This window comes from Stenotrophomonas sp. Marseille-Q5258, from assembly GCF_946900935.1.
GTDB classification, from domain to species: Bacteria; Pseudomonadota; Gammaproteobacteria; order Xanthomonadales; family Xanthomonadaceae; genus Stenotrophomonas; species Stenotrophomonas nematodicola.
In genome coordinates, this window is sequence record NZ_CAMPPN010000011.1 from 18,866 (window position 1) to 33,372 (window position 14,507).

The 14,507-nt window shown below is 66.1% G+C and carries 15 protein-coding genes; 5 read left to right on the forward strand and 10 right to left on the reverse strand.

Annotated features, from left to right (window positions below):
* Positions 1 to 36: 36 nt before the first annotated feature.
* From OC534_RS08765 to thrS, 5 genes are all read right to left on the reverse strand, one after another.
* A complete protein-coding gene (locus OC534_RS08765; protein ID WP_017355263.1) occupies positions 37 to 1,032 on the reverse strand; it encodes a phenylalanine--tRNA ligase subunit alpha in 996 nt (331 codons plus the stop codon).
* A gap of 195 nt (positions 1,033 to 1,227) precedes the next feature.
* Positions 1,228 to 1,587 (reverse strand): 50S ribosomal protein L20, encoded by a 360-nt coding sequence (rplT, locus tag OC534_RS08770; RefSeq protein WP_017355264.1) that lies wholly within the window; start codon positions 1,585 to 1,587, stop codon positions 1,228 to 1,230.
* Between the two features lie 10 nt (positions 1,588 to 1,597).
* Complete coding sequence (gene rpmI / locus OC534_RS08775; protein WP_017355265.1) at positions 1,598 to 1,795, reverse strand: 50S ribosomal protein L35; 198 nt, start codon at positions 1,793 to 1,795, stop codon at positions 1,598 to 1,600.
* Between the two features lie 423 nt (positions 1,796 to 2,218).
* Complete coding sequence (infC, locus tag OC534_RS08780; protein WP_026070650.1) at positions 2,219 to 2,758, reverse strand: translation initiation factor IF-3; 540 nt, start codon at positions 2,756 to 2,758, stop codon at positions 2,219 to 2,221.
* A 48-nt stretch (positions 2,759 to 2,806) separates the two neighbouring features.
* On the reverse strand, positions 2,807 to 4,711 hold the full coding sequence (gene thrS, locus OC534_RS08785; RefSeq protein ID WP_017355267.1) for a threonine--tRNA ligase: 1,905 nt from the start codon (positions 4,709 to 4,711) through the stop codon (positions 2,807 to 2,809).
* Positions 4,712 to 5,133: 422 nt separating this feature from the next.
* Between thrS and OC534_RS08790 the strand changes: the two genes are divergently transcribed.
* The 4 genes from OC534_RS08790 (at position 5,134) to OC534_RS08805 (ending at position 7,753) form a co-directional block, all read left to right on the forward strand.
* Positions 5,134 to 5,433 (forward strand): hypothetical protein, encoded by a 300-nt coding sequence (locus OC534_RS08790; protein WP_262071671.1) that lies wholly within the window; start codon positions 5,134 to 5,136, stop codon positions 5,431 to 5,433.
* A complete protein-coding gene (locus OC534_RS08795) occupies positions 5,433 to 5,696 on the forward strand; it encodes a hypothetical protein (protein WP_136003224.1) in 264 nt (87 codons plus the stop codon). Before OC534_RS08790 ends, OC534_RS08795 begins: the two co-directional genes overlap by 1 nt.
* A 10-nt stretch (positions 5,697 to 5,706) precedes the next feature.
* The gene (locus OC534_RS08800; protein ID WP_262071673.1) at positions 5,707 to 7,293 is read left to right on the forward strand and encodes a PepSY-associated TM helix domain-containing protein; all 1,587 of its coding nucleotides are present in this window, start codon (positions 5,707 to 5,709) and stop codon (positions 7,291 to 7,293) included.
* Between the two features lie 76 nt (positions 7,294 to 7,369).
* Positions 7,370 to 7,753: a VOC family protein gene (locus OC534_RS08805; protein WP_026070757.1), complete on the forward strand. Its 384-nt coding sequence runs from the start codon at positions 7,370 to 7,372 to the stop codon at positions 7,751 to 7,753.
* Here OC534_RS08805 and OC534_RS08810 read toward each other — a convergent pair.
* Entirely contained in the window at positions 7,741 to 8,925 is a 1,185-nt protein-coding gene (locus OC534_RS08810) for a glycoside hydrolase family 18 protein (RefSeq protein ID WP_017355944.1), read from the reverse strand. The genes OC534_RS08805 and OC534_RS08810 overlap by 13 nt on opposite strands.
* 231 nt (positions 8,926 to 9,156) lie before the next feature.
* On the opposite strand from OC534_RS08810, the gene OC534_RS08815 reads away from it, so the two are divergent.
* Entirely contained in the window at positions 9,157 to 10,176 is a 1,020-nt protein-coding gene (locus OC534_RS08815) for a hypothetical protein (protein WP_136003221.1), read from the forward strand.
* A gap of 111 nt (positions 10,177 to 10,287) precedes the next feature.
* Here the strand turns inward: OC534_RS08815 and pnp are convergent, their stop codons facing one another.
* From pnp to rbfA, 4 genes are all read right to left on the reverse strand, one after another.
* The gene (gene pnp, locus OC534_RS08820) at positions 10,288 to 12,396 is read right to left on the reverse strand and encodes a polyribonucleotide nucleotidyltransferase (protein WP_017355942.1); all 2,109 of its coding nucleotides are present in this window, start codon (positions 12,394 to 12,396) and stop codon (positions 10,288 to 10,290) included.
* A 150-nt stretch (positions 12,397 to 12,546) separates the two neighbouring features.
* The gene (gene rpsO / locus OC534_RS08825) at positions 12,547 to 12,807 is read right to left on the reverse strand and encodes a 30S ribosomal protein S15 (protein WP_017355941.1); all 261 of its coding nucleotides are present in this window, start codon (positions 12,805 to 12,807) and stop codon (positions 12,547 to 12,549) included.
* A gap of 171 nt (positions 12,808 to 12,978) precedes the next feature.
* On the reverse strand, positions 12,979 to 13,887 hold the full coding sequence (gene truB / locus OC534_RS08830) for a tRNA pseudouridine(55) synthase TruB (RefSeq protein WP_262071674.1): 909 nt from the start codon (positions 13,885 to 13,887) through the stop codon (positions 12,979 to 12,981).
* 105 nt (positions 13,888 to 13,992) lie between these two features.
* Positions 13,993 to 14,418 carry a 30S ribosome-binding factor RbfA gene (gene rbfA, locus OC534_RS08835; RefSeq protein WP_136003220.1) on the reverse strand — a complete coding sequence of 142 codons (426 nt, stop codon included), beginning with the start codon at positions 14,416 to 14,418 and terminating at the stop codon, positions 13,993 to 13,995.
* Positions 14,419 to 14,507: the final 89 nt, after the last annotated feature.

A 14,507-nucleotide genomic window follows, 5' to 3' on the forward strand; every position in this document is an offset into this window, starting at 1 on the left:
CAATCGTGGTGCCGGGCGCTGCCCGGCATGCCGTCATCAGGCGAATTGCTTCAGGAACCGCACATCGTTCTCGAAGAACGCGCGCAGGTCGTTGACCCCGTAGCGCAGCATCGCGAAACGCTCCACGCCCAGGCCGAACGCGAAGCCGGTGTAGCGCTCCGGATCGATGCCCACGTTGCGCAGCACGTTCGGGTGGACCATGCCGCAACCGAGCACTTCCAGCCAGCGGGTGCTGCCGTCGGGCTGCTGCCAGGCGATGTCCACTTCGGCGCCGGGTTCGACGAACGGGAAGTAGCTGGGGCGGAAGCGCATCTCGAAGTCGCGCTCGAAGAAGGCGCGCACGAACTCGGACAGCGTGCCCTTCAGGTCGGCGAAGGTGGAATGCTCGTCGACCAGCAGGCCTTCGACCTGGTGGAACATCGGCGAGTGGGTCTGGTCGCTGTCGCTGCGATAGACCTTGCCGGCGGCGATCATGCGCAGCGGCGGCGCGTGGTCGCCCATGTAGCGCACCTGCACACCGGAGGTATGCGTGCGCAGCAGGCGGCCATCGCCGAAATAGAAGGTGTCGTGCATCGCACGCGCCGGGTGGTGCGGCGGGAAGTTCAGGGCTTCGAAGTTGTGCCAGTCGTCTTCGATTTCCGGACCTTCGGACAGTTCATACCCGAGGCGGCCGAAGATCTCGGTGATGCGCTCCAGGGTACGGGTGACCGGATGCAGGCCACCACGTTCGTCGCGGCGCCCCGGCAGGGTGATGTCGATCGCTTCGGCGGCCAGGCGCGCGTCGAGCGCAGCGTCTTCCAGCACGGCCTTGCGTTCGCCCAGCGCGGTGGTCAGCGCGTCGCGGGCACGGTTGATCGCCTCACCGGCGGCCTTGCGCTCGTCGGCGGGCAGTGCGCCGAGCTGCTTGAGCTGGGCGGTGATGCTGCCGCTCTTGCCGAGCAGTGCCACGCGCAGGGCTTCCAGCGCGTCCGGGCTCTGGGCAGCAGCCACGTCGGCCAGCGCCTGGGTGGTCAGGGATTGGATGTCACTCATGGATAGCCGGAGCCTCGCGTCGGTATGCCATCGCGATGCGCGTCGGGCCGACCCCCGTCGCCACCGCTGTCGAGCGATGGCACCGGGAGGGCCATCGCCAACACAAAAAAGAATGGGGAAGGACTTGCGCCCTTCCCCATGCATTTGCCTTACCCACAGCCGTTGCGCGTGAACGGCAACGGCAGGGGAATGGACTTATGCCGCCAGTGCGCCCTTGGCCTTTTCGGCCAGTGCAGCAAAACCGGCTGCGTCGTGCACGGCGATGTCAGCCAGAACCTTGCGGTCCAGGGTGATGCCGGACTTGAGCAGGCCATTCATGAAACGGCTGTAGCTCAGGCCGTTGATGCGGGCAGCCGCGTTGATGCGGGTGATCCACAGCGAACGGAAATTGCGCTTCTTCTGCTTACGACCGATGTAGGCGTACTGCTGTGCCTTGATCACGGCCTGCTTGGCAACGCGGAAGACCTTGCGGCGAGCGTTGTAATAACCCTTCGCCAGGGTCAGGATTTTCTTGTGACGGCGACGCGCCTGTACGCCACGCTTTACTCGTGCCATGGGTCAGTCCTCAGAGGTAGGGAAGCATACGGTTCAAACGGCCTGCGTCTTCTGCACGAACATGGTTCGTCTGACGCAGATTGCGCTTCCGCTTGGTCGACTTCTTCGTGAGGATGTGGCTACGGTTGGCGTGGCCAGCCTTGAACTTGCCGGAGGCGGTCTTGCGGAAACGCTTGGCCGCCGCCCGGTTGGTCTTGATCTTGGGCATTGCAATGTCCTTGATGGTGTTTTGTCACTGACCAGGGCGGTGGCATTGCCACACTTTCCGTCCGTGCCCTTGCCTGCTTGTAAGCCCGGGATCCCCACTGGGAACCAGGCCGGTCCTGTTGCCGTTGAAAAGCGTGAAACCGTTCAAAACAGCACCCCCGCAATACGGGGCCGCCCATTATGCCCGCGCAGACAGGCACTTGCAACCGATTGATTGAACGGGCGTTTGGCGCGGGTGCGCGAACCTGAAGGGTGTGGACACCGCGCAGGGGGCGGCATCCCGCCCTGTCTACACAGAGCGGCTGAAGGCGCCGTTGGCGCCCCCTGCCTTTCACGCGAACCGACTCTGCCGGCAGCGGCGGCGGGTTCAGCCGGGCATGGCCCGGCGTCCACCCACGCGGTCGGGCGCAGGCCCGACAGCCGGTTACTTCTTCTTCGGCGCGATCATCATCACCATCTGCCGGCCTTCCAGGCGCGGACGGGACTCAATCACGATGTCCTCACCCAGATCGGCTTCGATCCGGTTGGCCATTTCGCGACCCAGTTCCTGATGGCTCATTTCACGACCACGGAAGCGGATGTTGACCTTGATCTTGTCGCCCTCTTCCAGGAACCCGCGCATCTTGCGCAGCTTGATCTGGTAGTCGCCTTCATCGGTGACCGGGCGGAACTTCACTTCCTTGATCTCGACCTGCTTGGTCTTCTTCTTGGCCTCGTTGGCCTTCTTCTGCGCTTCGAACTTGAACTTGCCGAAGTCCATGATCTTGCACACCGGCGGATCAGCCTGCGGCTGAATCTCGACCAGGTCCAGACCTTCGTCTTCGGCCATCGACAGCGCTTCGTCACGCGTCAACACGCCAATCATTTCTCCGTCGCTGCCGATCACGCGTACGCGCGGCACCCGGATTTCCTGATTCTTGCGGTTCTGTTTGTTGTCAGGGGTACTGATATTGCAATCTCCCAGAGGAATCAAACCGGCCCTGAGCGGATCATCCGCAGGGCCGGGACTTTCTTACACGGACTGTTCTGCCTGCAACCGCTCGATGAAGGCCTGGACGGACATGCTGCCCAGATCTTCGCCAGAGCGCGTACGCACGGCCACGGCGCCATTTTCCTTCTCACGGTCGCCAACCACCAGCAGGTACGGGACCCGCTGCAGCGTATGCTCGCGAATCTTATAACCGATCTTCTCGTTGCGCAAATCGGCGTTTACCCGGAAGCCTTGATCTGCAAGGGTTTTCCGGACCTCGGACACGTATTCAGCCTGCGCATCGGTGATATTGGCCACCACCACCTGGATCGGGGCCAGCCAGGACGGGAAGGCGCCGGCGTGGTGTTCGATCAGGATGCCGATGAAGCGCTCCATCGAGCCCACGATGGCCCGGTGCAGCATGACCGGGTGCTTCTTCTGGCTGTTTTCGTCCACGTACTCGGCGCCAAGGCGGCCGGGCATCATGAAATCGACCTGCATCGTGCCCAGCTGCCAGGTGCGGCCGATGGCGTCCTTGAGGTGGTACTCGATCTTCGGGCCATAGAAGGCGCCCTCACCCGGCAGTTCCTGCCATTCCACGCCGCAGCTGCCCAGCGCCGAGCGCAGCGCGCCCTCGGCCTTGTCCCAGGTGGCGTCATCACCGAGGCGCTTTTCCGGGCGCAGCGCGATCTTGATCTGGATGTCCTCGAAACCGAAGGTCGTGTACACCGCCAGCGCCTGCTGGTGGAACGCGGTCACTTCGGCTTCGATCTGCGACTCGGTGCAGAACACGTGGCCGTCGTCCTGGGTGAAACCACGCACGCGCAGGATGCCGTGCAGCGCGCCGGACGGCTCGTTGCGGTGGCACGACCCGAACTCGCCGTAGCGGATCGGCAGGTCGCGGTAGCTGTGCAGGCCCTGGTTGAACACCTGGATGTGACCCGGGCAGTTCATCGGCTTGACCGCGTACGTGCGCTTCTCCGACTCGGTGAAGAACATGTTTTCCTGGTAGTTGTCCCAGTGGCCGGACTTCTGCCACAGCGAGACATCCAGGATCTGCGGGCAGCGCACTTCGCCATAGCCGCTGTCGCGGTACACCTTGCGCATGTGCTGCTCGACCACCTGCCACAGCGCCCAGCCCTTGGGGTGCCAGAACACCAGGCCCGGCGCCTCTTCCTGCAGGTGGAACAGTTCCTGCTGCCTGCCGATGCGGCGGTGATCGCGCATCTCGGCTTCCTCGATGCGCTTGATGTACGCCTCGAGCTGCTTCTTGTCGGCCCACGCGGTGCCGTAGATGCGCTGCAGCTGCTCGTTCTTGGCATCGCCGCGCCAGTACGCACCGGAAATGCGGGTCAGCTTGAAGGCCTTGAGGAAGCGCGTGTTCGGCACGTGCGGACCACGGCACATGTCCACGTATTCCTGGTGGTAGTACATGCCCATCGCCTGGATGTCATCGGACATGTCCTCGATCAGGCGCAGCTTGTAGTCCTCGCCACGCGCCTTGAAGATCTCGATGACCTCCGCACGCGGGGTCACCTTCTTGATCACGTCGTAGTCCTGCGCGATCAGCTCGCCCATGCGCTTTTCGATCGCGGCCATGTCCTCCGGCGTGAACGGGCGCTCGGCGTAGATGTCGTAGTAGAAGCCTTCGGCGATGACCGGGCCGATCACCATCTTGACGTCGGGGTAGAGCTGCTTGACCGCATGACCGACCAGGTGGGCACAGGAGTGGCGGATGATCTCCACCCCCTCCTCGTCCTTGGCGGTGATGATGCGCAGGCTGGCATCGTGGTCGATGACGTCGCTGGCATCGACCAGCACGCCATCCACCGAACCGGCGATGGTGGCCTTGGCCAGGCCGGCGCCGATCGACTGGGCGACGTCCATGACACTGACGGGGTTTTCGAACTCACGGCGGCTGCCGTCGGGGAGCGTGATGGCGATCATGAATAGGCTTTGGCTGGTGGGCCCGCCGCGCGGGCCGAAGGTACGGAATCAGGGGAATCGGCAATAAAAAAGCGCCACGAAGGCGCCTGCGTCAGGGGCCGTCGGGACGTTCAGCGGTGGGCGGTGGTAGTGCTCATGTCACACGCTAGACCGGCGCCGGGCGCGGGCCACCTTGTTGCCATCGATAGAGATGGCTTGATCTTAAACCAATCCGGGTCGCGATGCCGCTCCGCCTGCCCGGGCAGCGCCTGAACGTGGCGCTGTGGCGCCCGGAAACCGCAATGATTACCATGCGCGGATCGCCGTGCCACGTCCGGCGACGCCTCCCCCCAAGGATCCGCCATGACACTCGCCGTCCGCCGGGCCCGGCCTGCCCGGCCCCGTCTTCCGCGCCAGGCCTGGCCCGCCCCGCCGTCGTACCCGTGACAGGTACCGACTTCGCTGCGGCGCTGTACTGCGTGCTCGGTGGCATCGCCTCGGCGTTCTCCGCGCTGGCCTTCTACGCCGCCTCGCCACATTGCCGCTGGCCGCGCCTGCGACGCGCCGGCCGACTCGGCCGCCACATCGGCCTGGTGGCGTTTGCGACCGGGCTGTGGCTGTGGATGGGGCAGCTCGGGCTGGCCGCCGGCCTGTGCGTGACCCTGGCCGGCTGGATGCTTGCCGCGATGGCCCTGTCCTACCTGGCCGCGTGGACGCGCCCGTACGCCGCGGAGCGCGGCTGATGTGGCCGCGCGCCTTCGCCGCGCTGCTGGCCGGTTTCCTGGTCGCCGCGGCGGCCACCGGCCTGGTGGCCTGGCTGCCGCCCGGCCCCTGGGAACGGGCCGTGGTGCCGAGCCTGATCGCTTTCGTCCCGCTGTGGATGCTGGCGGCGGTGTGGGCCTTCAGCTTCCGCACCGGCCTGCGTGCATGGACCGGAATGGGGGTGGCTGCCGCTCTCGGTTTCGCGCTGTTGTGGCTGCTGCGCAGCACCCAGTGGGTGCAATGACGGAGTCCCGATGAAGTTCAGCTCGTTTACGCTCCGTACGTTCACCACGCTCCACACCTGGGTCGGCCTGGTGGCTGGCTTCGCGCTGTTCGTGGCCTTCTATGCCGGTGCCATCACCGTGTTCCACCACGACCTGCCGCTGTGGCAGGCGCCGCATGCGATGGAGCAACCGGCACAGACCCTGGACGATGCCCAGCACCTGCTCGACGGCGTCCTCGCGCGGCACCCGGAGGCGCGCCGGCACATCGGCATGACCTTCCCCGGCGCGGAAACCCCGCAGACCGTGGCGTACTGGCAGGACGCCAAGGGCACCTGGCTGTTCGCCTGGGCCGACCACGTGGACGGCAGCCCCACGCCGCCCCAGGCCGGGCTGGCCGAGCTGGTCAATGAGCTGCACTACACCTTGGGCCTGCCGGTGGCCGGAATCTACCTGATGGGCGTGGTCAGCCTCCTGTATGGCGTAGCGCTGCTGTCGGGGCTGGTCATCCACCTGCCTCGACTGGCCGGCGACCTGTTCGCGCTGCGACCGGGCCGCAACCTCAAACAGATGTGGCAGGACGCGCACAACGTCATCGGTGTGCTCAGCCTGCCCTTCCACCTGCTGTTCGCGGTGACCGGCGCGCTGCTGTGCCTGATGTTCCTGCAGATGGCCGCGCTCAACCCGCTGGTCTACCAGGGCAAGCTGATGGCGGCGCTGCCGACGGCGATGGACACTGCCCCGATCCGTGCCGCCGCCGGCGAGCCGGTGCGACCGGGCAGCCTGGCCATGCTGCATGCGCGTGCGATCGCGGTGGCCACCGACCAGGGCCTGCCGCACTTCGAACCGGCATACCTGAAGCTGGCCAACGCCGGCGATGCCAACGCGGTCATCGAGATCACCGGCGAAGGCGGCGCCTCGCTCGGCCCGCTCGGCGCGGTGGCGATGGATGCCAACACCGGCCAAGTGCTGCACACGCAGTTGCCTGGCCGTCGCGATGCCAACCACGCCACGCTGGCCGCCGCGTACGCGCTGCACTTCGGCGAGTTCGGCAACGGCGCGGTGCCGTGGCTCTATTTCGCGCTCGGCCTGGGCGGCGCCTTCCTGTTCTATTCGGGCAACCTGCTGTGGATCGAATCGCGCCGCAAGCGTCGGCAGATCGAGCAGGGCCGCGCCCAGGTGAACATGGCACGGGCCACGGTCGGGATCTGCATCGGGCTGTGCGTGGCCATTTCGGCCGCGTTCGTCAGCGTCCAGCTGCTGGAACACCTGGCCCCGTCGTACGCGGACACCGGGATGCCCTGGACCTGCTTCCTGGTCTGGGGCGGCTGCGCCCTGTGGGCCGCCCTGCGGGCGCCGTCACGCGCCGCACAGGAGCTGCTCTGGGCGGCGGCGATGGTGACCGCACTGGTGCCGGTGGCCCACGGCGCCATGACCGGGCAATGGCTGTGGACCAGCGCGCTGCGCGGCTACTGGCCGTTGTTCTGGGTGGACGGTGTCGCCCTGGCAATGGCAGTGGGCTTTGCCGCGATGGCTCGCGCCACGCGACGCCGCGCCCACCACGGCGACCCCAACAGCGTGTGGGCCGATAACCGCAGGGCCACCGCGCGCGTCCCGTAGCCCATCACCGTTTGCTGCCGCGACCGTGTTTACAGTGCAGCGGTTCCTGCCCACCTGCGCAACGCCCATGACCGACCTGCACATCGACCGCCTCGACCATCTCGTACTGACCGTGGCCGACATTGATGCCACCTGCAGGTTCTACCAGCGCGTGCTGGGCATGCAGGTGGAAACCTTCGGCAGCGGGCGCACCGCACTGCGTTTTGGACTGCAGAAGATCAACCTGCACGCGCACGGGCGCGAGTTCGAACCGAAGGCCGCGCGCCCCACACCGGGGTCGGCAGACCTGTGCCTGATCACCTACGCCACGATCGATGAGATCCTCGCCCATCTGCACGCGCAGGACGTGCGCATCGAGGATGGCCCGGTGCAGCGCACCGGGGCCACCGGGCCGATCCTGTCGGTGTACTTCCGCGATCCGGACGGCAACCTGATCGAGGTATCACGCTACCTGGCGTGAGGCAGGAACGGCGCGGCCATCGCCTGCAGCAGGCTGCCCTGCGGGTCGTCGCCGGTCAGCTCCCAGGTGAACACGCCGCGCAGCTGGCGATCCCTGGCGAACTCGGCGCGCAGGCCGATCGAGGTCGGATCTTCATAACTGATGAACACGCGCTCGGCGGCGTTGTACAGCCACGGCGACTGCGCTACCGGGTGCCAATGCCGCTGCCACCCGGGCTGATCGAGGAACGCGGTCTTGATGTGGCGCCAGTCGCCCGCGTCGAACGGGGCGCTGTACGGCTGGTACAGGCCGTCGCCGCTCTGCGTGGTGACCTGGAAGCCGCGCCCGTAGAACGGCACGCCGAGCACCAGCTTGTCGGCCGGTACGCCGTGCTGCTGGTAGTAGGCCACCGCCCCCTCGACGCTGTTCCAGCGCCGCAGCGCCGGGTCCAGCGGATCGGCCGGCACCTCGCGCAGCGGCGCGTTGAACGTGGAGACTCTGGAGAAGCCGGTGCCCATGTCATAGCTCATCAGCGTGATGAAATCGAGCGCCTGCCCGAGCGCCTTGAGCTCGTAGCTCAGGGCGGGATCGTACGGACCGTCGGTCTGCACGCGGCCGGCCGGCAGCGCAGCGGTCAGCAGCCGGTGCGGACCGTGGCCGCCGTCGAGCGCGTCGAGCTGGCGGCGGAATTCCTGCACCAGCAGGGTCATGTTGCGCCGGTCTTCCGGGCGGTCGGTGATCTCCACCGGGCCACCGGACACGGGAAACTCCCAGTCGATATCGACGCCATCGAAGCTGCCGCGGTGCTGCTGGAAAAACAATGCCACGCAGGAGCGCACGAACTGCTGCCGGCGTTCGGCGGTGAGCGCCGCGTCGGAGAAGCCGCCGGCATTCCAGCCGCCGATGGAGATCAGGGTGTGCAGTGTCGGATGTGCTCGCTTGAGCGTGGCCAGCGCCTTGAAGTGCCCATCGGCCTGCGCATCGACCACGCAGCGACCGTCCTCGATGCGGGCGAATGCATAGAACAGATGGGTCAGCGTATCGGCCGGAATGGACGCCACCGGATAGCGCTCCGCAGAACCGCCGGGATAGTAGGCTCCGATCACCTTCGGCAATGGGTCGGCGGCGGAGGCGGCGATCGGCAGGCAGCCGGCGATGAGCACAGCAAGTACAGCCACGGTCTGGCGGAACATGGGATCTCCCGGGTCGAAGGCCGGGCCACGTTAGCAGACACCACGCGCGGAACAGCCCCCTTGAACGCGATGTCCGGCAATCCCGTCCGGCGGACAGACCGCACGCCCGCGCCCAGGTCAGCGCAGGGTCGGGACCGGACATGTCGACAGCGCACAATGCCATGCGATGGCATGCGCGACCGACGGGCGCAGCGGCTACAGTGCGCATGAATACCAACGATATGCCGACGCATGACCGACATCGCCGACACCACCGACACCTCACTTTCCACACCGGACAACGACACCCTCGCGGCGCTCGAAGCGGAGGCCTACGCCGCGTTCGACGCTGGCCACCTGCAGCGGGCCAGCGACCTGTTCGGTGAACTCAGCGGGCATGCCCCGCACGTGCCGTACCTGCATTACATGCGCGGCCTGGCGCACAAGTATCTGCGCGACTGGCCCGCCTCGCTGCAGCACAACCTGCGCGCGCAGACCCTGCAGGACGCGTTCGACCAGGCCTCGGCCTGGAATGCAGGGATTGCCGCCACGGCATTGGGCGACTGGGCCGAAGCGCGCCGCCAGTGGGCGAAGTGCGGCATCAACGTACCGGACGGCGACGGTCCGATCGACACCGATTTCGGCATGATCTGCGTCCGGCTTGATCCGTGGGGCAGTGGTGAGACAGTGTTCGCGCGGCGCATCGACGTGGTGCGCGCGCGGGTGCTGAACGTGCCATTCGGCAGCAGCGGGCATCGCCTGTTCGATATCGTCCTGCACGATGGTGCCAAGACCGGCGAGCGCGCGTTGAACGGCGGCACGGTGCCCGTGTTCAACGCGCTGCAGACCCTGCAGGCATCGGACCACGCCACCTTCGTGGCGTTCATCCGGTGTCCGTCAGCGGACGACATGGCGGCACTGGAGGACGCCCGGCTGCCCGGTATCGGCTATGTCGAGGACTGGAGTGCGTCGGTCCGGTCGCTGTGCCTGCGCTGCAGCTACGGCGTGCCGCACGCGCGGGACGCCCCGGCACCTCATGATGAGCGAGCCGCTGGCAACGACGATTGGCAGGTGGAGCGCAGCCTGGGTATCGGTGCACAGGGCAAGGCCGCGGTCGAGCGCCTGCTCGCCGATTGGGTCGCTGCCGGGCCCGGGCGCGTGATCGATGCGATCGAACGCCGCGAAGGCACCCCCAGCGCGCCTGCCGAAGGGCAGGTGTGGTGGTGCGATCCCACCGAGGTGGAACACGCCGGGGAAGACGACCTGGTCTAGGCGCGTCGACAGCACAGCGGACATAACGAAAAAGCGGGCCGAAGCCCGCTTTTTCGTTGTGCGAAGGTGTGAGGACCTGCGGTCCTCACGTTCCGCGAACGCGTGCGCCGATTACTCGGCCGCCACGCCCTCGCCTTCCTCGACGGCCTTCATCGACAGGCGGATACGGCCCTGCTTGTCGACTTCCAGCACCTTGACCTTGACCACATCGCCTTCCTTCAGCTTGTCGCCGACCTTCTCGACGCGCTCGCTGGAAATCTGCGACACGTGGACCAGGCCGTCCTTGCCCGGCAGGATGGTGACGAACGCACCGAAGTCCATGATCTTGGCGACCTTGCCTTCGTAGATGCGGCCCGGCTCGACGTCCGAGGTGATCTGCTCGATGCGCGACTTGGCAGCCTGCGCCGCGATCGCGTTCACCGAGGCGATGACGATGGTGCCGTCGTCCTGGATGTCGATCTGGGTGCCGGTTTCCTTGGTGATGGCCTGGATGGTGGAACCCCCCTTGCCGATCACTTCGCGGATCTTGTCCGGGTGGATCTTGATGGTCAGCAGACGCGGCGCATAGTCCGACAGCTCCTGACGCGGTGCGGTCAGGCCGTGGGCCATTTCACCGAGGATGTGCAGACGGCCAGCCTTTGCCTGCTGCAGTGCCTGCTTCATGATCTCTTCGGTAATGCCTTCGATCTTGATGTCCATCTGCAGGGCGGAGATGCCCTCAGCGGTACCGGCCACCTTGAAGTCCATGTCGCCCAGGTGATCTTCGTCACCCAGGATGTCGGACAGGACGACGAAGCGCTCGCCTTCCTTGACCAGACCCATCGCGATACCCGCAACCGGCGACTTGACCGGCACGCCGGCGTCCATCAGGGCCAGCGAGGAACCGCAGACCGAAGCCATCGACGAGGAACCGTTGGATTCGGTGATTTCCGACACCACGCGAATGGTGTACGGGAAGGCTTCCAGCGACGGCATCACTGCCAGCACGCCGCGCTTGGCGAGGCGGCCGTGGCCGATTTCGCGACGCTTGGGGCCCATCATGCGGCCGGTCTCACCCACCGAGTACGGGGGGAAGTTGTAATGGAACAGGAAGTTGTCCTTGTACTCACCGGACACGGCGTCGATGACCTGGCCATCACGGGCAGTGCCCAGGGTGATGGTCACGATGGCCTGCGTTTCACCGCGGGTGAACAGCGAGGAACCGTGGGTACGCGGCAGGATGCCGGTCTGCACGGCGATCGGGCGGACGGTGTCCAGCGCACGGCCGTCGATGCGGACCTTGGTGTCCAGCACCGAGTTGCGCATGGTGCTGTATTCCAGCTCGCCGAATTCCTTCGACAGCTCGGCCGGGTTCCAGCCGTCGGCGGCCACGCGGCCAGCCAGCGACTCGGTCACGTCCTTCTTGATCGCGGCGATCGCGTCGCGGCGCTGCAGCTTGTCGCGCACCTGGAAGGCTTCAGCCAGACGCGGGCCGACGGCTTCCTGCAGGGCGCTGATCAGCGCCTCGTTCTTGGCCGGGGCAACCCAGGTCGACGGCTTGGTGCCGGCTTCCACGGTCAGCTCGTTGATGGCGTTGATGACCTTCTGCATTTCGCGGTGACCGAAGGTCACGGCGCCCAGCATCACGTCCTCGGACAGCAGCGCGGCTTCGGATTCAACCATCAGCACGGCGTTGGCGGTACCGGCGACAACCAGTTCCAGCTCCGAATCCTTCAGCTCGGTCACGGTCGGGTTGAGGATGTACTCACCGTTCTTGTAACCCACCTTGGCAGCGGCGATCGGACCCTTGAACGGGGTACCCGCCAGCGACAGCGCGGCCGAGGCACCGATCAGCGCCGGGATGTCACCGTCGATGTCCGGGTTCAGCGACATCACCGTGGCGATGATCTGCACTTCGTTCTTGTAGTCTTCCGGGAACAGCGGACGGATCGGGCGATCGATCAGACGCGAGATCAGCGTCTCCTTTTCGGTCGCGCGGCCTTCGCGCTTGAAGAAGCCACCCGGGATACGGCCACCGGCGTAGAACTTCTCCTGATAGTCACAGGTCAGCGGGAAGAAGTCCTGGCCCTCACGCGCGCTCTTGGCAGCCACGGCGGAGACCAGCAGCACGGTGTCGTCGAACTTGACGATGACGGCGCCACCGGCCTGACGGGCGATTTCGCCGGTTTCAAGCGTGACGGTGTGCTTGCCGTACTGGAAGGTTTTGGTGATTTTTGCCACGGGGGATGTCCTTGGGATGATGCTTTCTTCGAATGGACCGCGGGCGACCCTTGCCGCCGACGGGTGACCGGTGGTCCGGTCCAGGCGTTTGATGCGGTACTACCAAAACAAAACCGCGGCGCATTCCTGCGCCGCGGTTGGGATTCCTGCTTAGCGACGCAGGCCGAGCTTTTCGATCAGGGCCTTGTAACGCACGCCATCCTTCTTCTTCAGGTAGTCGAGCAGGCTGCGGCGGCGGTTGACCATCTGCAGCAGACCACGACGGCTGTGGTGATCCTTCTTGTGGGTCTTGAAGTGGCCGGTCAGCAGTTCGATGCGGGCGGTCAGCAGGGCAACCTGGACTTCCGGGGAGCCGGTGTCAGCCGAGCTGCGCTTGTTGTCTTCAATGACCTTCTGGGTGTCGATCGACATTTTATTTTCTCTTGGATGCGTGGCCCGCAGAAACGTCCCATTGACGTACCGCGCGACTCGCCGTGAACGAAAGGATGAACCCGCGCAAGGCGGGAAGCCTGAAAAGGCCGCGAAATTGTAACGGTCGCGGCCGTCCGGGACAAGGACCAGGGTAGGCTGGCGGACCGGCGGTCAGAGGTTGAAACGGCGCTGGGAGGCCAGCAGTCCACTGGCATCAACCTGTCCCAGACCCTGAATGGCGTCCTCCGGGCCGTACACGACTACCAGCCCGGTTGGCCAGCCTTCGCCACGCTGGCGCTGGCCCACGCAGAAGCGGGCCGCCTGTTCAGCATCCAGCGTCACCCGGGGGTAATGCGCCAGACCGTCGGCCAGCGGCAGCAGCAGGCGCTCCATGCCGGCTTCATCCCCCTGGGCGGCCATCGCCCGCAGGGTGTCCAGGGTCACCATCGGCGCCTCGCGGAACGGGTCCACCCACAGGCGCCGCAGACCGGCGATATGTGCCCCGCACCCCAGGGTTTCGCCCAGGTCGCGGGCCAGGCTGCGGATGTACGTACCCGAGCCGCAGGTCACGCGCAGGGTCAACCGGGTCGGCTGCTGCGCCAGCACGTCGATGGCATGCACCTCCACCTCCCGCTCGGGCGCTTCGATCGCGTCGCCACGGCGCGCCTTCACATACAGCGGCTCGCCCCCCTGCTTGAGTGCGGAGTAGATCGGGGCACGCTGACGGATGCGTCCACGCAGCGGCGCCAGCGCGGCGTCCAGCGCCTCGGCGCTGATGGGCGGTACCGGCCGCTCACGCAGCACGACGCCATCGGCATCGTCGGTGTCGGTGGTCTGGCCCAGCACGACCTCGGCGTCATACGCCTTGGCCGAACCAAGCAGCAACCCCGCGATCTTGGTCGCCTCGCCGAAGCACAGCGGCAGCAGCCCGGTGGCCAGTGGATCCAGGCTGCCGGTATGGCCGCCCTTCTCGGCACGGAACAGGCGTCGTGCGATCTGCAGCGCCGCGTTGGAGCTCATGCCACCCGGTTTGTCGAGCAGCAGGAGGCCGTCCAGGCGACGGAACGTAATTCGGGTCATGGAATATCACCGTAGAGCCAGGCGTTGCCCGGCTGCTCGTGTCGTCGATCATTGCCGCGCGCAACGCGGCCCACCGGGCGTGGCCCGGGGCTGTATCGGGTGGCGTCAGGCCTTGTCGGCCGGCGCGGCGTCATCCGCGTCATCGGCGTCGTCGCCCTGCACGTCGCGGCTCTTCTCGGCCGCCAGCGTATCGGGCAGATCACGCAGGATGTTGTCGATGCGCTCGCCGCGGTCCACCGAATCGTCGTAGTGGAAGTGCAGCTCGGGAACGTGGCGCAGCTTCATGGCCTTGGCCAGATCCATGCGCAGCTCCCAGGCCAGCTCCTTCAGACCCTTCATCGCCTCTGCCGAACGTTCGGGCATCAGCGCGGTGACGAAGATCTTGGCATGGGCCATGTCACGGGTGATTTCGACGTCGGAAACGCTCACCGAGGGCAAGCCGTGCACACGCACCAGATTGTGCACGAGCGTACCCAGCTCACGGCGGATCTGGGCGGAAACACGGTCGGTTCGATGGAAGGTTTTTGGCACGAGACGCTCTTCAATGTTCGGATAAGCGGGTCACGACCCACGGTCGCCACCCGGAAATTTGACAGGGCCCGACCGTTGGCCGGGCCCTG